Origin of the sequence: Sediminibacillus halophilus (assembly GCF_900103695.1) — a bacterium.
Classification (GTDB): domain Bacteria; phylum Bacillota; class Bacilli; order Bacillales; family Amphibacillaceae; genus Sediminibacillus; species Sediminibacillus halophilus.
The window spans coordinates 707,204-733,051 of sequence record NZ_FNHF01000001.1; the positions used below are offsets into that span (position 1 = coordinate 707,204).

Sequence of the window (25,848 nt, forward strand, 5' to 3'; positions counted from 1 at the left end):
CGGATTTTATTAAGAACTCATCCATCCGCCATCTACGCAAAGCACATGGCCATTTACATAATTGGAAGCATCGGAGGCAAGAAATACTACTGCACCTTTTAAGTCATCTGGGGATCCCCATCTTCCTTGGGGAATTCTGGAGGTGATAAAGGCATTACGTTCCCTGTTTTCTCTAATTGGAGCTGTATTATCAGTGGCCATATATCCAGGAGCGATAGCGTTTACATTAATTCCTTTACTGGACCACTCATTGGCAAAAGACTTGGTCAACCCGGCAACAGCGTGTTTACTGGCTGTATAGGCAGGCACCTTCAAACCACCCTGGAAGGATAACATCGAAGCTACATTGATGATTTTCCCGGAACCATTATTCAGCATATGTTTGCCCATTTCCCTGCTCAGCTGAAAGACGGCATGCTGATTGACATCGATTACTTGGTACCAGTCTTCGTCTGAGAATTCCTCCAAATCTGATCGGCGGATAATCCCAGCATTATTTACGAGAATATCGATCGTTCCGCCTAGTTCAACCGCTTCATTGGCAAGTTCCGCTGCTGAATCTTTTCGGGACAAGTCTTTGTTCAATCCATGAAAGGTTCGGCCAACAGCTTCCACCTTCGCTTGGGTTTCGCTCAAATCACTTGTTCCCGTTCCGATTATGTTCGCTCCAGCTTCTGCAAGACCCACTGCCATTCCCTGACCAAGTCCCCGGGTGGCACCTGTCACGAGGGCGGTTTTACCTTTTAATGAGAATAGTTCGCCCATAACCAAGCTCCTCTCCATTTCAGTTTTTTATGTTTGTTTTTGTTCGTTATAGTTTGATTTTAGCATGGAGATAGAAAGATAACAAGGTATATTTTTAAGATGGATTCAAGATAAAGAAGAGTAATTCTTATGAAGCATTTGTGTTAAGGTTTCCTTCATCCCCATGGAAATAATTTGCCAGACATAACCACTTACGGTCGGAGTCACGTTTTCGATTTCATTTAAATCCTCGTCCCAAATAGCACGGTTTCCCAAAATAGAAAAAACAAATTCTTCGATACTGATCTCTTCCTGCTCATATTCTTTCCAGCAGTTCGTCAGCACCTTGCTGACAAGCTCGCTTTCACGAGTTTGATATCTTTTTCCGTCCCTTTCACCTACAATCCCATGCGCATTCATTTGTACAGGGCGAAAATAGACGAGAATAGCAGCAAGCGACAACGCAATAGAATCTGGCATTTGTCCTTTTTTATCAACATACCTGCTAAGGGTGGGAAGGAGCCTGGATTTGAACTTGTACACTGCATTCATTCCGATATCTTGAAGATAGTGCTGATTATAAGGGTTTAAAAATCGTTGCCTAACCTCTTCTATATAATCAAGCTTTTCCTGATTGGCGAAAGGAAGTGTCTCACTGATATCTTCAAACCCTCGATCTACAAATAAGCGAAGCGATTCATCCTTCATTACATCCAATACTGTATCCGCACCCGCCAAGTAACCGACGGAAGCCATCATGGTATGGGGGCCATTCAATAAACGGACCTTCAATTCCCTGTATCGTTCTATATCTCCCCATTTAACTCTTAAACCGGCCTGGTCAAGAGGAAACACTTTCTTTATTTCCTCAGATCCATCGATACAAAATAAGTGGTAGGGCTCTCCTACTGTGAGGAAGGCATCCTCATAACCGAGTTTACTGGCAAAATCCGCTGCGTCCGATTTTGGATACCCTGTAACAATCCGGTCGACCAGCGTATCGTAGAATCGATTTGCTGTTTCGAGCCAACGTAAAAAATCGGAAGGCAGATTCCAGTCCCTTGCAATCCGTTTTACAATGTATTTAAGCTTTCCGCCATTTTCCTCGATTAGTTCACAAGGAAGGATATGCAAACCTGCTTTTAAGTCACCGGAAAAGTATTTATAGCGATGGTAAAGAAGAGCGGTTATCTTTCCTGGAAAGGAAGAAGGGAAGGAATCACTTTGATACGGTTCTTGGAGGTATGTGATTCCTGCCTCGGTTGTATTGGAAATGATCAATTCCAACTTGTCTGATTCAGCAACTTTAAGTATTTGCTCCCATTCTTCGTAGGGATTGACTCCTCTCGATATAGCAGGAATCACTTCTGCTTCGTCTACTTTTTTTCCACCGGCTATTCCGCGAAGGATCACCGTATAAAGCCAATCCTGTTCTTTTAGTTTCGGAAGTACACGACCATGCGGAGTTGGTTGAACAGCCACTACGGAACCATTGAAGATTCCTTGCTGGTTCATCTGATGGATCATCCAATCAACAAATCCGCGGAGAAAGTTCCCCTCCCCGATTTGCAGAACCTTTTCCGGAAGTTTGCTGTCATAATTTCGGTATGTTGTGTCAGCAAACGACTTCGCCAGGACAGTACGATCTAATTTAACCACTAGGTTTCCCTCCTCTTTTTTGAATGTTCGTTATAAAATCACACCGTCTTTGAATATGGAAATTTCTTTAAAGCCAAATTTTTCGTTGTTTGTCTGATTGGTTCCTGAAGCAAGTTCAACAATGTAATCAAAAAATTCTTCTGTCAGCTCTTCTTTACCTTTTCCTTCTATCAATGCTCCGGCATTAAAATCGATCCAGTTCTTTTTCTTTTCGGCAAGTGCCGAATTAGTAGAAATTTTCACTGTAGGAACTGGCCCTCCAAACGGGGTGCCGCGACCGGTCGTAAATAAGACTATATGAGCTCCTGCAGCTGCTAATGCTGTTGTAGACACCAAGTCATTGCCAGGACCCTGAAGCAAATTCAATCCGCCGGACGTCATCCTGTCCCCATACGGCAATACATCTACAACCTCTCCGAAACCACCTTTCTGTACATTTCCCAAAGACTTTTCTTCCAGAGTGGTAATCCCGCCTTCCTTGTTTCCAGGAGAAGGATTTTCATAGACATTCTGTCCATGCCGCAAAAAGTATTCCTTAAAATCGTTGACTAAATCAACAATCTTACGGAAGGTCTGTTCATCTTTTGCCCTTCCCATTAGAATGGATTCTGCACCGAACATTTCCGGAACTTCGGTCAGCACAGTAGCTCCGCCCTGTTGAATCAGCTTATCTGAAAAAGCGCCAAGCAGCGGATTTCCGGTAATTCCAGAGAAGCCGTCTGATCCGCCGCATTTCAATCCGACTTTCAATTTGGAAACTGGTACTGCTTCTCTCCTGAAGGAGCGCGCATATTCAGCCAGCTCGTCAATGAGATCAAGGGAATGTTCAATTTCATCGGTTGTTTCTTGCACACTGATAAACTTGACCCTTTCTTCATCAAAATCACCGATCACTTGTTTGAAAGCATCGATATAGTTGTTTTCACATCCAAGGCCCATTACCAAAACTCCTGCAGCGTTCGGATGGTGCACAAGGCTGCTTAATATTTTCTGGGTATTATGCAAGTCATCACCAAGCTGAGAACAGCCAAATAAATGGGAAAAATGAAAAACTCCGTCAATTTGATCATCCTTATGCTGTTCATTGGCCATCTTCGCCACGACTTCAGCTGTCTTGTTAATGCATCCTACCGTATTGATAATCCAAATTTCGTTACGAATTCCAACCTCCCCATTTTTCCTGACATACCCTTGAAAAGTCCTTGCAGATTCTCCTTGGCTGGCGACTTTATCGGATGTCGGGTTGTATTTATACTCTAAGGTTCCCGATAGGTTCGTCATCACATTATGTGTGTGGACCCAATCCCCGATATCAATAGGAGTCGTAGCTTTGCCAATTGGGTAGCCATATTTGATGACGTTTTCATTTTCCGGAATCGGTTTTCTTGCAATTTTATGACCGGCACGGACTGCCTGTTGGACAATGATTTCCTCCCTATCAATTACAATCGTTTCGCCGGGTTTTAAATCCTGAAGAGCTATTGTTACATTGTCCCGTTCATGAATCATGATAGTGGGCTCACTCATGTTTAACCTCCTGAAAAATTAATTTGAAAAATAATAACAACGTTGTTATTATTATAGAGTGCTAAGAATTTTCTGTCAATGGCGGTCAGCCAGATTGCTCTACGGCTGAGTAAACCTCCTGTACAGCGTTGTCTCCTGCACTATGCCGTTATATACTTATTACACATTATTTAAAAATGGAGGAACACCAATGGGCGTCACGATTAAAGATATAGCTAAGTCAGCAGGGGTCAGTTATTCTACCGTTTCTAAAGCTCTGAGAGACAGTCCCCTGGTAAAAGAACCTACTAAAAAACGCATTACCGAGTTGGCAGAACAGTTAGGATATCAGCCCAATGCAGCAGCGCGCAGCCTTGTGTCGAAAAAGTCTCATACGATCGGAGTTGTCTGGCCGACGATTGAAAGAGCTGCCCATGCCGCATTGATTACAAATTTGAACAAACGATTGGAACAATTATCCTACACGACGCTTATTTCTATTAATGAATTAGAAGATGCGGTAAAGACCTTCAACAGGTATCAAGTAGATGCCATTCTCACTTTTGAAGAGGGCACTAATCAAACTGATTTGGATGCATCGGTACCAATGGTTACGTATGGAATCGCCAGCGAAAACACAATCAATCCAGTCGTTGATGCCAACCGTCGTAAAGCTATCAAAGCCGCAGTTGAACACCTCATCCAAACAGGGCATCGCCGAATCGATTATGTGGGAGATATGCAGGATAAAGACCGATTACAAGCCGAAAAAGTTAAAGGATTCCTATCGGCAGTTTCTTCGGCTTCGGTTGAGGGACAGCTGATCCAGGTATCTGGATTGGAACAATATGATGGGTATGATGCTGCAAAAAAAATACTACAGCAGCGGGAATTGCCTACCGCAATAATCAGTGGTAGCCATGATTTGACAAAGGGGGTACTACGCGCTCTTCATGAGCAAGGCTTGCAGATCCCAGAAGATATTTCAATCATCAGTTATGACAATCTTCCTCAAAGCGAGGACATGGAAGTGTCTTTGTCGACTGTCGGAGTCCCGCTTGATACCATCGCAGGAGAACTCGCAGAAGTACTGATGGCTGTCATTGACGAAAAACCTTTAGCATCTGCCATTTATCTGGAACCCGAATTAAGATTATCCAGTTCTTGTCGGCCGCTTGCTTGACAGACAGCCGGATAAAAGGAGATGAAATCGATGGGGATACGGATTTTTTTAGCAGGAGATTCAACTGTAAGTGATTATGGTAAGCATCGAGCACCACAAGCAGGCTGGGGGCAGGCTCTCCCCCGCTTCTTTGAAACGGGAGTTGTTGTCTTCAATCGTGCAGCTGGGGGCAAAAGCTCCAAAAGTTTTATAACAGAAGGCAGGTTAGATGAAATCAATCGCGACCTGCAACCAGGAGATTATTTATTCATCCAGTTCGGCCACAATGATAGCAAGCCTGAAACCGAAAGACATACAGATCCATTTACTACTTATCAAAATTGTTTGAAGCAGTATGTTACGGTTGCCAGACAGAACCAGGCCTTCCCTGTTTTACTGACTCCGGTCCAGCGGCGGTACTTTTCAGAGAACGGAAGTTTGCAGGAAACACATGGTGATTACCCAGCTGCAATGCGGGAACTGGCACACATGGAATCAGTACCATTGATTGACTTAACCAAGAAAACGACGGTTCTTTTGGAAAAATCAGGAGATATTGCGTCCAGAAAATTGTTTATGTGGTTTGAACCAGGTGAGGAGGAAAATTATCCAAACGGAGTACAAGACAATACGCATTTTAATGAACAAGGTGCAGAGGAAATAGCCGGTTTGGTCTGTAGATGCTTAAAAACAATGAAACTGCCATTGGCAGACTATCTAATACTTCCAATGAAATAAGGAGTGATCGGATGAGTGTCGGAGTACTGGCACATTTAATGGGAAAACAGCCATGGGATGATTTGGCTGAAAAAGTGGGAAAAGAAGGTTTTGCCCATGTACAGCTTGCTTTGTGGAAAGCAATCGATTCACCAGACTTCCAGCGTCCTGGATGTCTAAGTCCCGGACTGGCAAGGAGCATCCTTTCAGCATTTAAAAGACACGGTGTATCCATCTCTGTGCTTGCCTGTTATCTGCATCTTTATGAAAGGGACCCGGAAAAACGCCAGGAGAATCTAGAGCGTTTCAAAGAGCTGATTCGTTACGCACCTCTCTTTGACTGTTATGTGGTGGCAGCAGAAGTTGGAAAGATGCCTGGCGGCTTTATCCCGGAAGACTGGGAAGTTTTAAAAGAAAGCTTGGAATTGCTTATAGAAGAAGCAGAAAAGCATGGGGTTTTAATCGGAATCGAACCAGCGAACGATCATTTGATCGGGGATGCGAAAACGCTAGAAAGAATGCTGGAGCAGCTCCCATCGAGCAATATCGGTGTCGTCCTCGATCCGGTGAACTTGCTGACTGCCGAAAATTTCAGCAGGCAAGACGAAGTAATCGAACAAGCCTTCAGACGTTTGGGTAATAGGATTCTCGCTTGTCATGCAAAAGACAGGATCATGGAAAATGGTCAGATTACAACTGTTCCTCCTGGCAGCGGCCACTTGAATTATGATTTATATTTTCAATTGCTCCATCAGTATAAGCCTGAAGTGGATGTGATCATGGAGGCTGCCAAAACGCCCGAACAGCGGCAAATCTCTAAAACCTTCCTGGACCAAAAATACAATCTCGAAAAGAAGACTGGCTCCCGTCAGTAAAGCAGACTAGATAAATAGATTGTGATGGTTACTGTAAACATACTAAGAACGGTGGAAGCAAGAACGGTTTGTGCGGCCAGTTCCGGCTCATTCTTGTATTCTTGTGCGATTATCGCACTGTTCACAGAGCTCGGCATTGCCGATGAGACGAGCAGTGCCTTGGCCAGCAAACCATCATATCCAAGGCACCAAATCAAAAGAACCGCTAGGGCTGGTCCAAGAGCCAGCCTTACTGCCAAGCTGACATAAACAACCACGAGTTTAGGATAGAAAGTAAGTTGTGCTACTTGTGCTCCTAAGGTCAACAAAGCCATGCCAATCATAGCGTTACCTATATATTGTCCCGGTTTGAGCAAAAAGACGGGCAACTCGACATCCAGAACATTCAATAAAATCCCTGTTGACATTGCATAGATAGCCGGCATGCGCAACAATCCGAGTAAAGCCCTCCACTTCCCTTCGCTGACAGCTTTCAGCGAAAAAATACCGAAGGAATAGGACAGAACATTTTGAAAGGTCATGACGATTACTTGAATAGTGGCTGCCAGCGGATCTTGTTTAAAGGCCAAATCGTTGACCGGAATCCCATAGTTTCCAGAGTTGTAAAGCAGGATACTGTTGGTAAACACCCCTTCCACACTTTTACGGTATCGCCCTATTTTCGCAATCATTTTCACAATCAGATACAAACCTGCAATGAAAAGTGTGAAAAAGCAAAACACTTCCCAAAGGATATGAAGAGAATATTCAGATTCATAGAGATTGATCAAAACAAATCCCGGGCTCAGAAAATAAATGTTTAGCTTTGCGAGCGTATAAAGATCTAAGGTGAACAATTTGTGCAGCCATGCCCCTATCCCAATGAGAATAAACACAGGCAGGATGATATTCATAAATATAAAAATCATTTCCATATACGACCACCTATTTATGTCATCTTTTTTTGTCGATTAAAAAATGTTTTTCGTCTATATTCCTGCAATAAAAAATATGGTCTGCAGAAGTCTCCTTCCATCAGACCATTACCACTATCAAGGGGAGGCAACTTTTTCGGTAAGTTTTGTTTCCTCGATTTGATTAAAACATTTCAGTGACAGCCACATATTCAAGTGAGCAAAAACAGTTAAACCGAACAATGGAATCAAACCAGGGAAATAAATGAAAAAGTAATAGGACGATAACCCGACGACAAGCATTAAGACAAGGTTGGCAGGATGGAGAAATCCAATAATCAGCGCTTGTTTGATGCATCCCCTGATTTTCAGGTCATAATGTACAAACACTGGAAGAATATACATCAGCAAAATCATGTAAACCAGGCCAATCATGATCATTATGTAATTCATCAGGGAGTAAAACCAGCCCTCAAATTCCCGGAAAAAATGTAGATCAAAATACCATATAGCCCCGATTGCCGCCAACAGCCATGCCAGCCCGTTTGCCCGGAAAAACTCTTGTCGGTAAATGCTCCAGAACGTTCTGAAAAGTGGAGAGTCCTCAGTAAGTATTTGTTTGCGGGCAACCGCATACATAGCTGCTGTACTAGGCGCAAATCCAAAAACAACGCCGCCAAGCAGGGTACAGCCAATCCATAATAAATTGAGTAAAGCGAAATGGGTTATCCATTTACAAAAAGCCATAACGCCATTCAACAATCTTCCTACCTGCATAACCAATCCCCCTGCTTCTATCCATATAGCTTATTTTCGTTTCTTGTCGTACTAACTTTTTACCGTTTGCTGGCTTAACAACTCTTCAATGCGGACCGGCCTGTTTTCCTTGGCCGACCTCCAAACCGCTTCTCCAAGCGTGACGGCATACGTGCCATCCTTGCTTCCTGATAAGATGGTATAAGGTCTTTTAGGATCTTCTCCCATAAAGATATCCTCTTGAATGACCGGATCGCCTCCGCCATGGCCTCCATCCCTTTTCACTACATGAATCGTTTCTTTTGAACCGAACAATGGGAAATATTCGATCGTTTGTTCCGGTACAGGAAAGGGGACCCTGGACGGGGCATGGAATTCAGTGGTTTCTATCCGTCCCTCCGTCCCATTGATAGCCAGTCGATATCCCTCATAAGGCAAGGAAAAATTGATTGAATAGCTTAATAAAGCGCCTTTCTCATACTTCACTGTCGCTGTGTAGGTATCTTCAATATTTATCGCAGAATCAAACACGCACTGGTCAGGTCGATAACCAGTATAAGTGTCTTTCCTCGCTTCATCCGAATCAATATGGTCATCCTGAACGATCACACTGTTACTACGCGAATTCCATCGCATATAATAGGAACAGTCATGCTTGACATTGCAGGTTTTGCAATGCCTTCCGTCTTCCTTTAATGGATTGTGCTCCCCTTCCGGGCCATAATAATTCAACGCCCCAAAAGCAAAAGCTTCTACTGGTTTTTGGTCGAGCCACCAGTTTACCAAATCAAAGTGGTGTGAGCTTTTGTGGATGGAAAGCCCGCCGGAAAATTCCCTCAACCTGTTCCAGCGTTGAAAGTAACTGGAACCATGATAGGTGTCAATATACCAATTCAAATCCACCGAAGTAATCCGCCCTACCTTACCGGCCAGGATCAATTCTTTGATCCGCATATGGTACGGGCTGTAACGATAATTGAACGTTACAGTGACCTTGCCCTTGCTACGAGCTTCCGCCTCCATTACTCGTTTACTATCCAAAGCACTGGTCGTCATCGGTTTTTCCGTAATCACATTTATATCCTTTTCCAACGCTTTCAAAATATAGTCAACATGGGTGTCGTCCCTGCTGGCCACGATGATGACATCCGGGCTGGTTTCCTCTACCATTTTGTCAAACTCCGTTTCCCCGTACTCTGGGACATTTTCTATTTCAGGGAATTCCGACTTGCAGACGGCAAATCGCTTTGCGTCCGTATCAAGAAGGGCTGCCAGCTTGCTAGTAGCTGCGAAACTCTCCAACATCGGTTTGATAAACATGCCCATGGCACGTTTGCTTACCCCGCATACTGCAAATTTCCTCATGTTTTCCCCTCCACATCTACTATTTACAAGGCCGGCAACAGGTCTTGCATTTCAATACTAGCCAGTACAAAAGCACCGACCCCATGTAAATCGTTTTCTGTCTTTGGACGATTGATATAGTGTTGATAATCTCCCACACCGGTCCCGATGCATATTTCCGGCATGATAAACCGGCCGTTAGGATCAAACTTCATGCGCTGGATCAATCCCCTGTATCCTTTCTCTGCATATGGAAGGTAACTTTCGTCAAGATGCCCACCCCGGATTGCTCGTGCAATTGTATAGACGAACAGTGCAGAACAAGAAGTTTCAATCCAGTTACCAGGATGCCCAGGTTTATCTACCACTTGGTGCCATAACCCTGTTTCATCGTCCTGATAACCGACCAGGCTTACCGCTAAATCACGCAATGCAGAAGACAACTCGACTCGAGATGCATGATGTTGTGGTAGAAAATCAAGGATTTCATTAAACGTGATGCCATACCAGCCGATAGCTCTTCCCCAGAATTCAGGGGATTTTCCTGTTTCTTTATCCGCCCAAGGCTGCTGTCTGCTTTCATCCCAGGCATGGTGGTATAAACCGGTCTGTTGATCCCTCGTATGTTTTCTCATTAACCGCTCTTGTTCCAAGACCATTTCCAGCAGTTCCGGCTCATCGTATTTTTTACTGTAATTCATGGCGAAAACACCGCCCATGTACAGACCATCGAGCCACATTTGATAGGGATAGCCGTCCTTATGCCAAAAACCGCCGTCCGATGTGCGGTTCAAAGTGGGAAACATGTTACGCAATTTACCAGCGGCCGTCCGATAACGGGAATCATCCGTTTGCTCATCCAATTCAAATAACAGCAAACCAGCTTGAATGGCATCCAGTTCTTTGCGATTCCACAAGAAGTTTCCATTTTCATCAATATTATAATCAACATAGGCTTTTATATATTTTTGATAGTCCTCTCCGCCAGTGCGTTCTTTCAACTGCCGCATACTCTCCAGAAACACACCTTGATGGTAATGCCAGCGGCCGTCAGGCGGTAATTCGGAAGGTTTATAAGCAGCCATAAGAGAATCACATGCAGCCTTTGCCCAGTCCAACGGTGTTTTTAAGGGATTAACGGTTTTTGGTTGATTGGTTGTCACCATCACAAATCTCTCCTTCTCATCATTGTTATGATTTTAATCCACTCGTACTGATTCCATCGACAATGTAGCGCTGGAAGAGGAAGAAAATCACAAATATCGGCACGATGCTAAGCGTTGACATCGCAAACATCGCTCCCCAATTTGTAACAGAGTTAGGATCTGAAAAAAGCTTCAATGCCAGGGAAACCGGGTACTTTTCTGGTGTTGATAGATAGATCAGCGGCCCCATGAAATCATCCCATCTCCAATAAAAAGAGAAAATCGCCGAAGTCATCATTGCAGGTACAATCAGCGGCACAATAATTCGATAGAATATTTGAAAACTATTACATCCATCTATTTTCGCTGCTTCATCTAGTTCCGTCGGTATCGTCCGGATAAACTGCATGATTAAAAAGATAAAAAATGGGATTCCGAAGAAGGTCGGCAATATCAACGGTAAATACGTATCAATCCAGTTAAATTTGTTGAACATGATATACTGAGGAATCATTACCATTTCAAATGGCAGCATCATCGTGAGCATCATACAAACAAACCATATGTTCTTTCCGGCAAATTTCACCCTGGCAAAACCGTAGGCAATCAATGTTGAAGATAATATACTACCGATAGTAGCCACCACAGAAATGATTGCCGAATTGATAAAGAACGTGCTGAAGGAGATTCCGCCAAAGCCTTTCCAACCAGTGATATAATTTTCAAAATGCCAGCCTTCGGGTATCAAGGAATGGGCGTCGACAAACACACTGGAGCTCTCCTTCAGAGAACTGCTGACCATCCATACGAGTGGATAAATCATAATCAGCGTGAACACAATCATGATCGTATGCTGCACTATCTTTTTCCATTTTTTATTTTTCATGGCCAACTTCTCCTTTCCTTATTTATTGTCGGATTCATAATGAACCCAGTGTGGTGAACTCTTGAAAATAAGCGCAGTGAAAATGGCAATAATGACAAGCATTACCCAAGCCATAGCAGACGCATATCCCATATCAAAGTATTCAAACGCGCGCTGGTACATATATAGGACATATAGCAACGTACTGTTGACTGGTCCGCCATTAGTTACGACAAAACTCGGTGTAAAGGCCATGAATCCCTGGATTACCTGCATAATTGTGTTGAACAAAATAACTGGCGTCAGTAACGGTATGGTGATGATGAAAAATTGTTTAACCGGTCCAGCGCCATCAACACTCGAAGCTTCGTAATACGTTTTCGGTATGTTGCGAAGACCAGCAAGAAAAATCAACATCGACGAACCAAACTGCCACCCGTATAGTACGATCAAGGTCCAAATTGCCGTGTCAGGATCCCCCAACCAGGAGTGGGTCGGTAATCCCAGGGCACCTAAAATCGAGTTGACTGCACCTTCATTCCCGAAAAGTTGTCGCCACATAATCGATACGGCGATACTGCCCCCTACCACAGAGGGCAAATAGAGAAGTGTCCTGTACAGGCCGACCATCTCCACGATTTTATTCAAAGCCATCGCTACCAGGAGTGCGAAAACGAGACGGATTGGAACGGCTATCCCTGCATAAAAAAAGGTCACTTTCATTGACTTCCAAAAGGTTGGATCATCGGTAAACATCCGTACATAGTTATCGAGTCCAATCCAGCTGGGTGTTCCCATCAAGTCGTAGTCAGTGAAAGATAAATACAAGGAATACAAAATCGGAAAGATAGTCAACGTAAAAAATCCCAGCAAAAACGGTGATATGAACAAATAACCAGTCGTGTTACGGTTGTCTTTCTTCACATTACGCCGGGCAGGCTTGAGCGGCTCCATCTGCTTAAACTTGGGTTCGGAAGACACTTCGGGTACGGTTGTTGTGGTTTGCTCTTCTCTTTTCGGTAACATAGCCCTCACCTCTTTTGTGTATTATTGAAGAGATTCAACATACATTATGTTTATCCGACAATCGCCGGTAGTGAACAATTGAAATAATCAAACCAAGAAGATGGCCCTGATCACCTCGCTCAGGGCCATCTCTTTTTTCTTACCTGTTCAAAATCGATGTTGCTTTCTCTCTAAACTGAGCTGCGCCTTCTTCTGGGGATAATTCTCCATACATAACAAGCTCATCGACTTCCTCCAAAGCGGCTAATACTTCAGAAGACTCAGGCGGGAAGTTGGAATCGATAGGAGAGCTTTTCTCTGTTACCAATTCAATGTAATCGAATACCTTCTTATCCGTCTCGCTTAAGTCATCTGCCATCTGGTTACGAATTTCTTCTTTAATCGGAACCCCTCTGTCAGATCCGCCGATTTTGTAAACTTCAATGTTATTAGTAAAGAAATCGATAAAGCGTACTGCTTCTTCCTTATGCTCTGAGTTTTCACTAACAGACCATAGCATGGCTGGTTTTAAATACATTCCATCCGTATTGTTTGCCCCTGGCAACAATGTCATCTCTAAATTGCGATCCCCCGCAGCACTGGTCAATGCGGTTGCCTGGTTGGACCAACGGAAATCAAAAGGTGCTTTTCCATGGACAATTAATTCATCCTCGACCCCTTTTATTTGCTGGATGGTATCATAACCTGGTGCTACTCCGTCATCTACCAGCTGTTTATTCAGAGTAAAATAATCAGCAAGCAGCTGGTCATCATCATATCCTAAATCTGTGCCGTCCTCGTTGAATAACTTATAACCTTTTTCTCGCAAGTAATATTCAAATAAATTCTTCGGTTCCATTAACCTTGCACCGAATTCTCCTGTCTCTTCGTGTACCTTTCTCGCAGTAGCAACATAATCGTCCCACGTCCAGTTTTCATCAGGAATTTCCGCACCTGCTTCTTCCAACATATCGGTGTTGTAAAAGGCTGTTAATGCATTTGTCCCTGTAGGAATTCCAAGCAATTTCCCTTCCTTTTTACCGGATTCCATTACAGTGTCACTTACACCCTCTACATTGATTTGGCCACTTTCCACGTATTCAGTTAAGTCCGCAAGCAACCCCTTATCTGCATATTGATTTAGGTATTCTCCGAAGTTTTGCTGCATAATATCCGGCAGATTATTACCGGCAGCCTGTGCTGCCATTTTTTCAAAATAACCGTCAAATCCGGTAAATTCCGCCTCAATCTTGATGTCCGGGTTTTCTTCCTCAAACTTCTTGATAATTTCCTGTGTTTGGTCATGCCGGCTTTGAGATCCCCACCAAGTCATCCTTAGTGTCACTTCATCCCCGTCTTCTCCACTGTCATCACTTCCGCCCTCTCCCGAAGCTTCATCCGATCCAGAACATGCAGATAAGAACAAAATTAAGGCCAACGACAAACCTAAACTCCATAACAAACTTTTCTTCATTTTTCACATCTCCCCTTTGTCTTTGAAAGCGCTTTCTAAAACTTAATTCCATCATAATGCAAGCCTTGTTTGTAAAAAATAAAATTTTCAGACATTTATGTACAAAAAACAGATATGATCATTTATCAAAAGATTATTTTCTGAAACATCATTTTTAGCAACGCAGAAGATTGAAATTGAATATGAGGAAGTTTTCCAGCCGCCCTCGGAAAGCGCAGGTTATTTCCGTAACGATGAATTTACACGCTTCAGGGAAGTCTGGATAAATGGAGTTCGCTATATATAATGATTGCAGGAAAGAGAAAGTTTACAGAGTAATGATTAAAAAATGGACTGGTCCTTTGCTGGTCCAGCCCTAGTTTTTTATGGAATGCATTTTATATTCGGTAGGTGTCATTCCTGTATGTTTTTTGAAAACCTGCCCGAAATAACGCGGATTATTACCGAAGCCTACTGCTTCTGCGACTTCGAATACTTTGACATGGTCTGTCTCCACAATTAACCTTTTTGCCTTTTCCAGTCTCCGGTTAATCAAAAAGTTCGAAAAACGTTCTCCCTTCTCCTTCTTGAACAGCTTACCTAAATAGTCAGGGTTCATATATAGTACATCAGAAGCAATTTTGGAGAGCGACATCTCCTCTTCAGCAAGATTAGCTTCCACATAACTGATGACCCTGCTAATGATATTTGTCTGGGTTTGTTTTGTCCGCTCATAATGATAAGCCGTGATTTCTTCTGCAATGTCACTGATATATTGTTTTATCTCCGAAAAACGGTTGTGTTGTTGAAATAGAATGATTTGTTGAAAGTATCGATCCATATCTTCCTGGTCTGCTTGCCGTATGATGGACATATATAATTCCAGACAATGGGATTTCACCAATCCCACCTCAAGTTTACGACTATGAATATCTTCAAAAAAATCACTCAAATATTGGCGCATCGCTTCTGTATTACCACTCCGGACTGCCAGCAGCAAGTCTTCATGATCGTATTGCAAGTCTTTAAATCTGGCATCGTCCGCCTTCCCTATATCCTGGACCGTGATAATGCTGCCGTTGGCAAGATAAAAACGCTGAGTCAGACAATTGATCGCTTCGTTGTATAACATCCTCAATTCATTGATCGTTCCTGAGTTACTGATTGCCGTTGTAAACGTCTTTTGATAAAAACCTTTATAGGTCTTTTTCATTTCCTTTATATATTCCGACAAATCCTTCACCGGAATATCTTCCAGCATGAGAACAATCCGTTCACCGATGGTGGTGGACATAGGAACAGACTGCAGTTTCTCGATCCGTTCGGTGACCATTTCCTTCAAGGCAAATTGCTGTTCGTATTCATGTGTTCCATCAACAACTAATACTAGTAGCCGAAATAGTTCGGAAGTGGTTTGCAGGCCGAACATTTGACTGTAAGTTTCCCAATCCTGAAGGCTGTAGCTTTTATTTGTGATATAATCTTTCAGAAATTGCTCTTTCGCTTTTGGCATTACTTTTTGTAAGTGACTTCTCATTTTTTCTAAAAAATCCTGTTTCTGATTTTGTTCATCCAGTTCGTCCACTACTTGCCTTAGTGCATCCTCGATTTTCTTTTCATTGCTCGGCTTTAATAAATAGTGCTTAACATTACACTCCATTGCTGTTTTAGCAAATTCAAATTCATCATATCCAGATAAGACAATAAAACGAATGTCTGGATATTGACGATGTACTTGCTGAATCAATTCCACCCCATTCATTCCAGGCATTTTAATATCTGTAATAACGATGTCAGGCCGATTTTCCCTAATCAGCTCATAAGCCATTTGACCATTCGATGCTTTTACTTGTAGGAATGTTTTGCAACCAGACCAGTCAACTAGTGCGGCTATACCCTCCAGAATATTAATCTCGTCGTCGACCAACAGTACACGATACAAACTCCTCACCCCACCATATTCGGAATTAATATATTCACCTTTGTCCCTTGATCCACTTGGCTCTCAATCGTGATGCCGTAACCCTCACCAAACATTAGTTTGATGCGCTCGTTTATGTTTTTCAATCCTATTCCCGAGCTTTTCGATCGTATTTCCCCTTTATAAATTCCTTCCAGTTTACTCTCTTCGATTCCCGGACCGTTATCTTCAACAATGATGTGCAATTTATCATCCATACGCTTAAAACGAATGTTGACCCTGCATGGTGCTATCATTTCTTCCAATCCATGCTGAATCGCGTTTTCAACTATAGGCTGGATCGTCAACTTTGGAATTTGACAATCCTCGAATACTTCCCCATCGCAAAGCGAAAATTCCAATCTGTTTTCATAACGATACTTTTGGATGGTGACATAATTGTTAACAATCTCTAATTCTTCCTTTATGGTGATCATCGCTGCCTTCTTGCTGATTATGTTGCGCATCATATTGCCAAGCGCTTCGGCCATGACCGAGATTTTTTCCTGCTGGTTGATTTTGGCGAGCCAATTGATTGAATCCAGTGTATTGTAAAGAAAATGGGGATTAATTTGCGCCTGCAGTGCTTTATATTCCGTTTCTTTGATAATCAACTGTTTCGTGTAGTTTTCTTTGATGAGTTGATTGATTTTGTCCAGCATTGAACGGAAATTGACGTGGAGCTGGCCAACCTCGTCATTATAGTATTTTTCCGGAACGGTAGCTTGTTCTTCAAAATCACCCTCCTGGACTTGCTTCATCCTTGCCGACAATTCTTCCAAAGGTTTAGATATATTCTCTGCAGCCTTTCTGCTTAGTAGGATTGTCAACGTAAGCATGAACAGAAAACAAATGATCATAATCCGTTTAATTGTTTGAGACTGTTTGGTAATATCATTGAATGGGAGTAGATGAAAGTAAGTGAGTTTGGAAAAACGAGAATGTTTATAAGTGAGTAAATAGTCTTCACCAGAAAAATCCACAATCTTGTAACCGTTATCATTTATGTTGTCAGGCAGCTCTTGTACATCCAGCCCGTTCTCCTTGTTTTGGTAATAAATTTCTTCACCGTTGGTTATGATGAAATTTTTGTTTTTAGAAAAGTCAAGTGTCTGGTCAACAAATTTGTTCATATCCACTGAAATGATAAGGATCCCCATATCGGCAAGACTGACATTTTCCTTTCTCCGGATCAGCCTTGCTGCCGAAATCCCGTTTTTCCCTTCTATCTTAGACCACGTATTGGAACCTTGTGACGCATACACAAGTTTGCTTATTTTTTCCGCATCGTTTTCTACTTTTGTATCGTAACCAGTCGTGTACTTCTCCCCAAACCGGTCAATCACCTGGATGGAAGATATGTACCTTTCACTCGAAGCAAACGTAAGCAGCCGCTCCAACAAGTTTGCTTTTGTTTTATAATCTTCAAATCCCAGTTTTCGCTCGTTGATTGTCTCCATATATTCTTGAACGAGAGAATCCGTGCTGACTTGGAAGGTCAGATTTTCAATTTTTTTCAATTCTTCATCGATGACAGTAGAAGACAATTGCAGCATGTCAGCAGACTCCTGATAGATCCTCTCTTCGTATAGCTGGGTAAAATAATGGTAAGTAATCATTCCGATTATGCAAAAAATCAATAAAAGCAGTAAGGAAATCGAAAATATTTTATTTTTTATTTTAATACTGCTGTAAAAAGGACGAAATCGCATAACATCCCCCTGTTGAGCGTTTACATTTTCTATTATTATAGCATCTTTCATCGGACTGGTTAGGTAGATTTCTCCCTATTTTATTATCCTGCTTTCCTACCCTGCTTTTGCCGTTTTGCTTTTCTTGTCATTTGGTAAATAATCATGCATACCATAATTAGACCGGCAAATTCCCCTACCGATGCAGCAAGAGAACCACTGATGCCGTTCCATGCTGGGAATAGCCGGACAAACAGCCAAATACTCAGAACAACAGTGGTCAAATTCAAAAGCTGGGCAATGAGCATTTTTCTCGTTTGCCGGTGCAACATAAGAAATCCATTTAAGAAGTCAACCCATGGAAATACGAGCGTTTTAACGATGAAAAACTTCATCACTGCCAGTGTTGACATGGCAAGTTCCCCATTTGCTCCCATGATTGTTTCCATGAACCAATAACCAGCTTGTGTATAACAGAGCAATAAAAGTAGCAATGTCGGCAGTAAACTGACTGCTCCCATAAACCGTACAACCTTCTGTTTATTCGTTTGGTATAATTGCAGGACAAGTTGATGCGTATACATAAAGAAGCTCAATAGCATCTGGGTAATACTGTAAGCAAGAGCAAAGGATGCAATCCCCAATTCAATGTTTTCCGTTTTAGACAAGAATATGTAGATGATAGGAATTAATATCGTTTGGATAAGAAAGTAAAAGACCAGCGGCATGTAAAATTGAAATATCTCTCTCATCGCAAGATGCTCAACCTGTTTCGGATAGTGGGTTGCTAGAATTTGTTTACCTTTCCAGACACTGATACCACACTCCATAATCATCCCTGTCAAAAAAATAATCGAACCGGAAACGCTTTTCACATAATCAAACTCAACAAACAAATAAGCAATGACAAACATAGCCACCAGACGGATGACGACACCGATGGTGAGCCACTTTGTCTGCAAGTGATTGATGATGATTCCTTGATATATACCGCGTATCCCCGAAAAAATAATTACCAACGCAATTACTGTAAAAGCCTCTGAAATAGTGTGAATCATATTCTCATCTGCATTAAAAAATTGAATATATACCCAGTCACCAATCGAGCTGAAGGCCATTACCATACTTAATCCGATAATGGCGGCAAGTATATAGACCATGATCAGGCACAACTTACGGAATGCGAGCCTGTCATTCACCAAAGCGGAACATGTCTGCCGAAAAACAATAACGGGTCGCTCTATGATTCCAAACAAAGAAAACGCCACCGCGTAACAGGCTATAATAAATGCTGCATCTTCGCCACGACTTAATGTACCATTAATGATCACATGCGTGATTGATGTCAAACTTGCTGAAAACCCAAGCGGAATAAAAAATCCTGCCAGTTGCTTGTAGCCGAATCGATCAGATTGTTTACTCACTTCAAGCCGCCCTTCTTTCCTATTTCTGTCGCTTTCAGCTGGTCAACGAATCAGGATATCCGGTCGTTCGACGACTTTATTCCCTGCTTTTACTTCCAACATCGGATAATTCCCCGTATAGCTGACATTTTCACTCCCGTCTTCCCCAACAAGGATGGTATCTTCTGATTTGACTCCAGCAATACTCGGATTCCAGGCAAAAACCTGCCCTGTCTGCACAACACAATCTGCGTGATCAGGCAATAGCAGTTTTTCTCTCGTGTTATATCCAGTAAGACCTCCCTGATGGTGATATCTCCACTCTTCTGGGTAGCCTGCATCGCTGTACGCAGTCTGCATCAGCTCATAAAGAGTATGAAAATCAACTCCCGGTTCAGTGGATGCGATTAAACGGGAATCCACCGCAATTACCCCACGGTGCCGCTCTTTTATAGTGTCAGATGGTTCGCCAAAGTGAACAAGTCGGGAGGCGGATACTATCTTTCCCTTCTTTCTTGTGCAAACAACCAACATAGCATAACGTTCCAATCGATTGGAGGTTGGAAGGGGATGACGACGTTTGAAGGTACGATCATCCACCGCTGCCAGATTCACAATTGGTTCCAGTCCCCTTTCGAGACAGCACTTGGCCAGTCGTCCGGCAAGTTGATACTCACTTTCCCCTTGTTTGAGTTCAAAAGCAACCTGTTCAACCGCTTCACCTGTAAGTGTCCCCTGTTCTCGAACTTCTTTCCGATCTTCCCCTGTCAAAATGGTTCGTATCTGCAGTAACTGTTCTTCTACCTGAAGATCGAATAAAAGATCTTGTTTATCTACATAGTTAGAAAGCAGCAACTCAAACTGCTTTGGTTCGTACCAGGGAAATACTTCCGTATAATCGAATTCCAAATCAAACTCCTCTTCGATCAAACGTTCCGCTTCTATATTGTTTACAAATAGTCCTATCTTCTCTTTCGTCACAAGAATATGTGCCGGTGATTTCTCCGATGCTGTGTTGATAAAACTTCGCCCATTTGTCAGCCAAGAAATATTTTTTTGTAAGGTCAGCAATAAGCCGGTTTTATTAACTGCTGTTAACATCTCACGCAACCGGTGGACTTTCCTGTTTTCAACCATTTTTTCAGTCCTTTCTGGTTAACGGCATGTCTATGTGCATCGACAAACCTTTATTATAGAGCTTGGATGATAGACAGAAAGACTATACATCCTTCAAATAAAACAGGGAGGCAACCACTCTCCTCCCTGTTCACGTTATTTTCCCCTCCTGTTTAATGGTGATGCAGCCACTTGTGATGAGGATCTTCATAAGGATTTAATTCCCGGCCGGACTCTCCAGCCATGAACCATAAGTAATAAACTTGGTAACCGCCAGCAGCTCCAACTGGGTGATAACCAATATCGATTGCAAAGCTGTCACCATGTCTTATCGGATATGCTGTATCGATTTTTCCATCTTTCGTATAATGATGCTGCACCCCGAATCCCTGTTCCGGGTTTACCTGATAGTGATAAATTTCTTCCAGATTAGGTTCTTCCGGCGCAAATTCTCCATCGTGTTTATGCGGTGGATAACCTGACCATTGACCAGCATCGTTTATTGTTTCTCCAAGAACCATTCGGTGGACTCTTCCGTCTGCATTATCCGCAATAATATCGTTCACAGTACGATTCCATTGCTTTTCACCGCGCTTATGTACGACAACTTCATCCGGTAGGACGACAAAAGGCTGATACTTATTTTCAGCTTTTACTTTACAAACTGCTATTTGCACATCGGTATCAGCGGTTATTTGATAAGAAGACTGGCACGGCACATAAACGGTCGTAGCCTTCCCGGAGAAAACGCTTTCTCTTCCGCCCAGCTGCTTCCAGTTTTCTCCTTCCGCGGCGATGGAAGCCGTTCCTGTCAGTATAACTAAAGCAGTTTCATAAGATGAAGTGTCTGCTGAAAAGCTCTCTCCTTTATCCAGTATTATTTTACCAAATGCCAAATAATCCAAGAGCTCATAGTCCTCTGAAAAAATATCGCGATATCCTTTTTGATCTGCAGCCTTAATAAAACGCTCCACCTGAAATCCTCTCCTTCATTATAACAACGTTGTTATTTTATTTTATATAATATTCTGATGATTTTCAAGTCTTTTTGTTTCTACAGTAAAAGCGCAAGTGCCTGTTTAAAGAAATACAGGCTAAATCCGCCACATCCTGTGGACCTCCGACAGACTTAAGACCAGCCTTGACGTGACGTTCTTTGCCACAGAGAGGATGGTCTTAGCACCTCGGAGGATAGGTCGCAACTGAGGCGTCCGTAAAGAAAATGTATCAATTAGCAAACCTATCACTTGGACTGGAATTGATTCATTTTGCCACCTATTCTATTTAACTAGGATTTCCGCCTGTCCATGGAACGGTAGTCCAGAAGTCAGTTCACCATCAAGCGAGATGGTTTGTTGTCCCTTCTCAAGCTTTGCTGCCAACGCCGATCTGGAAAACTGCAGCTTCAATTCAGGCATACCATCTTTGTCCTGGTCGCCTATTTTGGCAGGCTTCCGATCAAGGGGACTTAAATCACCATCAAGTCTGACTGTTTCCATGTCTATTTTTTCAAGATCGATACCTTTTTCAAATTCTATAAATACATTCAGTTTAGGAGCTTTTTTACCAGATTTTTTCCCTTTATCTTTCTTTTTCTTTATCACAGACGGCTTGAGCGTAATCTCAGCCGGCAACTGTAATTGAAGAAAATCTCCCTTAATAATAGTACCTTCGGAGTCACGCTGGTAAGGTAGTTCCGGTTCCAGACTAACAAAACTCTCGTCTGTAAGGCTAACTCCTGTACTATTTTCAGCCTGCTCGCCGTCGAAGAAAAAGTTCGTTTCCGAAGCCAGATCCGCCGGGTAAACATCGCTGACTGTATGCACTGTTTGATAGGAAATAAATCGATTAATGGTAAAATCAGATTCAATTCCGTCATATGTCGAAAAATCGATATTGCCACCGACATTATCGTAGGCAACATTGTTTTCTGCAATAACACCAGGGTTGCTGTTGCTGGTAAACCCAGCAGCACCGTTGCTAAATGCTATGCTGTCCTTGATTATATGTGGTACATGGATTCCCTCTCCACCGAGTTTAAAGCCATTTTTATCTCCGTCACCAACCGTGCCGTCACTCAGAGTACCATTCTCGTAAGCAATGCTGTCCTCTATCAGGACAGCACCAATTGCCCCGGTACCAACCTTTGTATATAAATCCCATCCATCATCGATATTATGGTGGGCAATACATCCTCAGAAAACATTGTTTTCTCCTGCGGTTAATTTCGCGGCAAATCCGTCGGCATTATTGTCAGATGGGTCCCGGTTATCGAAGGATTCACTGTTTAAAACCAGATTATCAGATGGCCATTCTTCTCTAGATGCTCCCGGAATTGTCCGGCTGATTTGCAATCCAGTATCACCGTTCTCATAAAAGCGGCTTTGCTCAATGATATTATGGTTGCCTCCTACCGTAAATCCCTTTGTATTCCCAGCAGATCGGATGAAATCAATACCAGTTACATGCCAATAGTCACCACTGAGCACAACGCCCTCTGATTGCTTGTCAAAGTCAATTACAGGTCTCGTGCCTTCCTCTGCAACCAAATACTTTCTTGCCTCTTCTGTACCGTCATTAAATCTTTCAATCTCTAATTTTTGATCACGTACATAGTTGCCGTTGGCCAATATGATTTTCTGGCCTGGCTGAACAAATGCAATAGCAGTATCAAGATCAAGTGGGTTTTCTTTTGTTCCGCCTCCCTCTTTCAGCCCGTTAGGAGCTACATGAATGTCCTGGCCACTACGATAAGTTTTCATGGAGACAGTGAAATTTTCTACGATTTTTTTGTAATCAGTTAAATACTGGGTATCATCGGGGACGAAAGAAATACTAAAATCATTCTCCTGATTGACGTTAAGATCAGTTGTTATTGCTGAAGTTTCTCCCGCTTGAAGAGGATGAAAACGGGCAACTGATTCCTCTTCTTGTTTGATTGTCACAAATCCATCCACATTTGCTCTCAAGCGTAACTCATAGGCAGATTCGGAAGTTTCACTTCTTGATAATACTTCCAAATTCGGGTTAACTGGTTCTGCAGGAGGATCCACTTTAGGCGGATCCGTAGCTTCAAATTCCATGTCGTGAACTTCGATGTCTGCCAGGCGGGCCGTATAAAAACCGACATATATCTTGGAGTCTTGAACGTTCAGAATATCGGGTTCAAAAAAGACAGCCTCTTCCCCGTCATTTATTTGTCCTGAAAACCCGCTATTAGTCTTGGACAAGGTGAGCCGGTAGGCCTTTTCGGGATGCGTATTACCTGGTTTCGGTTTGTCCTCATCCAGCATCATTTTCTGAATGCCATTACTGCCTGCACCGTCGGATGTCTCGACCCCTGTCCGGATAAACAACTGTGTACCGTTTTTTTCCTGAGTACCTCCGCTGAAACCGCCGATTGCCGCTATATTGGAAGCAAAAACGCCTGAGTCTCCATCCTCTCCAATTGCATCTCTTGCCATGATTCCAAATGATTCCTGTCCATCATGTGCAGGACTTTTGGCATACTCGCTGACAGTTATGTCTGCCGATAAGCGGAAATTGTCAGCTTCTGCATCAACTTCTGTATAATAGAACGTAATGCCATCATGATCTCCAGTAACTTTTCCGGCACCTGGCTCGGCTACTATCCGGATGGCTCCGTTATCCAATTGTTCGATATAGTTTTTCTCTGGTCCTGTCGATTGCCCGAACTGAATCGACTTCCATTCTGGTTGTATTGGTTCTCTAACTGTTACATCAAAACTAATAGGGTCGATTTCATCTTTAGTTGGAATAATTTGAATCGGATAAACTCCTGTTTTTCCACCATTAAACGCAGATGTATCCAGTTGGTAATCTGTTTCCTTGATTTGTTCTACATCTTGATTATCGTACAGTTTTCCTGCTGCAAGTCCGCTTGGGTTAAAATCATCCCCAATATGGTAGGTTGTTTTTGGGTAGCTCATCACTTTTAAACCTTGTAATTCTTTTTCTTTTACTTGAATGGTAAAGGCTGTCTCCGCCTGCTTATAAAATAGGTTCACCTGCTGATTGCCAAACGTTTCCGTATCTATTTCTGATGCGGTAAGCTGGTTTCTCATAACACGTTCTACATAACCATCACTGTATGTTGCTTCGACAATCAATCCTGCCAAGTCCAGCTCGTCATCCGGATAATAGGTCGTTTTTATCGGAGCCTTTTGGATCTCTATGCCAGTTAGTTCAGCATCCGATACAGTGACATGGAAGGAAACAGAAATGTCAGGGTTTTGCTTTGACTGAACAATTACCATCTTGCCGCCTGATTCGTTAAATTGATATTGAGCCGGTTCGATAATCTCGCCATCAATCACGAACTGTAATTGTTCTTCATTGATTTCTTCAATCAAGTATCCTTCTTCAAATTCAGCTTCTATGACTAGTCCATCTGGTTCAAAAGTATCTTGCAAATAATAGTCGGTTTTGGTCGGATTGTATTTGATGTGCAGGTCAGTCAATGCTAAATCCCGGATTTCCAAGTTTAATTCTGCCGAGGCCCCTGCGTAATGTATCACTATGGAAGTGGTTCCGGCTGTAGTGCTGTCAAAGCCGGTAACAAAAAAATCAGCTGAGTCGAGCAATTCGCTGCTTCCATCCGAATAAACAGCAGTAACAACGAGTCCTTCTAAATCAAGCTGTTCACCGATTAAATAAGATTGCTTCATATTTTCAGCATCGACTTGTAAACTATCAGCTACCGGATCAGCCACTTCTAAAGAATAGTCTTTAAAAGTAACAGCTGCTTCACGTGCAACATAAAAGCCAGCATAGAGCTTATCCGATAAGCCATTCGTTAAGGAAACTGTTTGTACTTCTCCGTTTACAGCAACCTCATAGGCATCTCCTGATTTTTTAATAGATAAATCATAGCTTTCCCCTGTAACCGGTGAATTACTTCCACCAAAAGCATTCATTTTGGTTAACCCGTCCTGGTTATAAAAGCCGCGCATTTGGTCATCCAGTCCACCGACAGCTAAATAGTTGGTAGTAATTTTACTGGAATCCCCATTTTCAGCCACCTGATCACGGACCATCAGTCCAAATGAACGCTGGCTGCCGGGGCTGTATCGATCTATTTTCACGGTTGTATGCAATTCAAAATTGGAATCTGCAGGCAGTTCCATAAAATAGAATGACAGCCCTTCTTCGCTACTGGCAATTTTTCCGCCCTTTGCATCCATGCTGAATGAACCATCTTCATGAAAAAGTGGAGGTGGATTTTTTTCCTCACTCGTATTCGATCCGAAAGCAGTAAATTGCCACTCATTACTGTTTGAACTCTTGTTGGATCCTGCTAAAACCGAAAAGGATATATTGCTGAAAATAAGCAAACATGACGCCAAAACAAGAAGCAACTGAAAGCACTTTTTCTTCATTCATTCATCTCCTTAACAAATTGATTTCCAACCACATGAAACAAACCGGGGAACTTTCACCTCCTATCCGAAACAGGAAAACGCTTACATATGTAACAACGTTGTTATGTGCAGTATGATAAAACTCGGTTAACAGATTGTCAACCGAGTTTTAC

General features: G+C 42.6%; 20 protein-coding genes. 3 read left to right on the plus strand and 17 right to left on the minus strand.

Going from position 1 to position 25,848, the window contains the following annotated elements; all coding sequences use genetic code 11:
• Positions 1-9 precede the first annotated feature (9 nt).
• The 3 genes from kduD to BLR82_RS03650 all read right to left on the minus strand — a co-directional run bounded on the left by kduD (position 10) and on the right by BLR82_RS03650 (position 3,930).
• Positions 10-765 carry a 2-dehydro-3-deoxy-D-gluconate 5-dehydrogenase KduD gene (gene kduD, locus BLR82_RS03640; RefSeq protein WP_074597624.1) on the minus strand — a complete coding sequence of 252 codons (756 nt, stop codon included), beginning with the start codon at positions 763-765 and terminating at the stop codon, positions 10-12.
• Between the two features lie 105 nt (positions 766-870).
• A complete protein-coding gene (locus tag BLR82_RS03645; RefSeq protein WP_083334689.1) occupies positions 871-2,403 on the minus strand; it encodes a tagaturonate reductase in 1,533 nt (510 codons plus the stop codon).
• Positions 2,404-2,433: 30 nt separating this feature from the next.
• Positions 2,434-3,930, minus strand: coding sequence for a UxaA family hydrolase (locus BLR82_RS03650; RefSeq protein WP_074597625.1), 1,497 nt, complete (start codon positions 3,928-3,930; stop codon positions 2,434-2,436).
• A gap of 190 nt (positions 3,931-4,120) precedes the next feature.
• Between BLR82_RS03650 and BLR82_RS03655 the strand changes: the two genes are divergently transcribed.
• Genes BLR82_RS03655 through BLR82_RS03665 form a run of 3 tightly spaced genes read left to right on the plus strand, consistent with a single transcriptional unit; the run spans position 4,121 to position 6,663 of the window.
• Complete coding sequence (locus BLR82_RS03655) at positions 4,121-5,092, plus strand: LacI family DNA-binding transcriptional regulator (RefSeq protein WP_074597626.1); 972 nt, start codon at positions 4,121-4,123, stop codon at positions 5,090-5,092.
• Positions 5,093-5,122: 30 nt separating this feature from the next.
• Entirely contained in the window at positions 5,123-5,809 is a 687-nt protein-coding gene (locus BLR82_RS03660) for a rhamnogalacturonan acetylesterase (protein ID WP_281242157.1), read from the plus strand.
• 11 nt (positions 5,810-5,820) lie between these two features.
• On the plus strand, positions 5,821-6,663 hold the full coding sequence (locus BLR82_RS03665; RefSeq protein WP_074597628.1) for a sugar phosphate isomerase/epimerase family protein: 843 nt from the start codon (positions 5,821-5,823) through the stop codon (positions 6,661-6,663).
• Here BLR82_RS03665 and BLR82_RS03670 read toward each other — a convergent pair.
• The 14 genes from BLR82_RS03670 to BLR82_RS03735 all read right to left on the minus strand — a co-directional run bounded on the left by BLR82_RS03670 (position 6,657) and on the right by BLR82_RS03735 (position 25,693).
• Entirely contained in the window at positions 6,657-7,577 is a 921-nt protein-coding gene (locus BLR82_RS03670) for an AEC family transporter (protein ID WP_074597629.1), read from the minus strand. The two genes, BLR82_RS03665 and BLR82_RS03670, sit on opposite strands and share 7 nt — an antisense overlap.
• Positions 7,578-7,694: 117 nt before the next feature.
• Positions 7,695-8,333: a YesL family protein gene (locus BLR82_RS03675; protein ID WP_074597630.1), complete on the minus strand. Its 639-nt coding sequence runs from the start codon at positions 8,331-8,333 to the stop codon at positions 7,695-7,697.
• Between the two features lie 51 nt (positions 8,334-8,384).
• A complete protein-coding gene (locus BLR82_RS03680) occupies positions 8,385-9,677 on the minus strand; it encodes a Gfo/Idh/MocA family protein (protein ID WP_074597631.1) in 1,293 nt (430 codons plus the stop codon).
• 23 nt (positions 9,678-9,700) lie between these two features.
• The gene (locus tag BLR82_RS03685; protein ID WP_074597632.1) at positions 9,701-10,822 is read right to left on the minus strand and encodes a glycoside hydrolase family 88/105 protein; all 1,122 of its coding nucleotides are present in this window, start codon (positions 10,820-10,822) and stop codon (positions 9,701-9,703) included.
• A gap of 25 nt (positions 10,823-10,847) precedes the next feature.
• On the minus strand, positions 10,848-11,693 hold the full coding sequence (locus tag BLR82_RS03690; protein ID WP_425440885.1) for a carbohydrate ABC transporter permease: 846 nt from the start codon (positions 11,691-11,693) through the stop codon (positions 10,848-10,850).
• A 12-nt stretch (positions 11,694-11,705) separates the two neighbouring features.
• Positions 11,706-12,620: a carbohydrate ABC transporter permease gene (locus BLR82_RS03695; protein ID WP_074598258.1), complete on the minus strand. Its 915-nt coding sequence runs from the start codon at positions 12,618-12,620 to the stop codon at positions 11,706-11,708.
• Between the two features lie 211 nt (positions 12,621-12,831).
• Entirely contained in the window at positions 12,832-14,145 is a 1,314-nt protein-coding gene (locus tag BLR82_RS03700) for an ABC transporter substrate-binding protein (RefSeq protein ID WP_074597634.1), read from the minus strand.
• A 355-nt stretch (positions 14,146-14,500) separates the two neighbouring features.
• Positions 14,501-16,066 carry a response regulator transcription factor gene (locus tag BLR82_RS03705; protein ID WP_074597635.1) on the minus strand — a complete coding sequence of 522 codons (1,566 nt, stop codon included), beginning with the start codon at positions 16,064-16,066 and terminating at the stop codon, positions 14,501-14,503.
• A gap of 5 nt (positions 16,067-16,071) precedes the next feature.
• Positions 16,072-17,796 (minus strand): sensor histidine kinase, encoded by a 1,725-nt coding sequence (locus BLR82_RS03710; protein ID WP_074597636.1) that lies wholly within the window; start codon positions 17,794-17,796, stop codon positions 16,072-16,074.
• An 83-nt stretch (positions 17,797-17,879) separates the two neighbouring features.
• Positions 17,880-19,199 carry a hypothetical protein gene (locus BLR82_RS03715; protein WP_074597637.1) on the minus strand — a complete coding sequence of 440 codons (1,320 nt, stop codon included), beginning with the start codon at positions 19,197-19,199 and terminating at the stop codon, positions 17,880-17,882.
• A gap of 42 nt (positions 19,200-19,241) precedes the next feature.
• Entirely contained in the window at positions 19,242-20,315 is a 1,074-nt protein-coding gene (locus BLR82_RS03720; RefSeq protein WP_074597638.1) for a M24 family metallopeptidase, read from the minus strand.
• 152 nt (positions 20,316-20,467) lie between these two features.
• Positions 20,468-21,268: a 5-deoxy-glucuronate isomerase gene (iolB, locus tag BLR82_RS03725; RefSeq protein ID WP_074597639.1), complete on the minus strand. Its 801-nt coding sequence runs from the start codon at positions 21,266-21,268 to the stop codon at positions 20,468-20,470.
• A gap of 306 nt (positions 21,269-21,574) precedes the next feature.
• Positions 21,575-22,120: a hypothetical protein gene (locus tag BLR82_RS20715; RefSeq protein WP_074597640.1), complete on the minus strand. Its 546-nt coding sequence runs from the start codon at positions 22,118-22,120 to the stop codon at positions 21,575-21,577.
• 369 nt (positions 22,121-22,489) lie between these two features.
• Positions 22,490-25,693, minus strand: a complete 3,204-nt coding sequence (locus BLR82_RS03735) for a bacterial Ig-like domain-containing protein (RefSeq protein ID WP_074597641.1) — start codon at positions 25,691-25,693, stop codon at positions 22,490-22,492.
• Between the last annotated feature and the right edge of the window lie 155 nt (positions 25,694-25,848).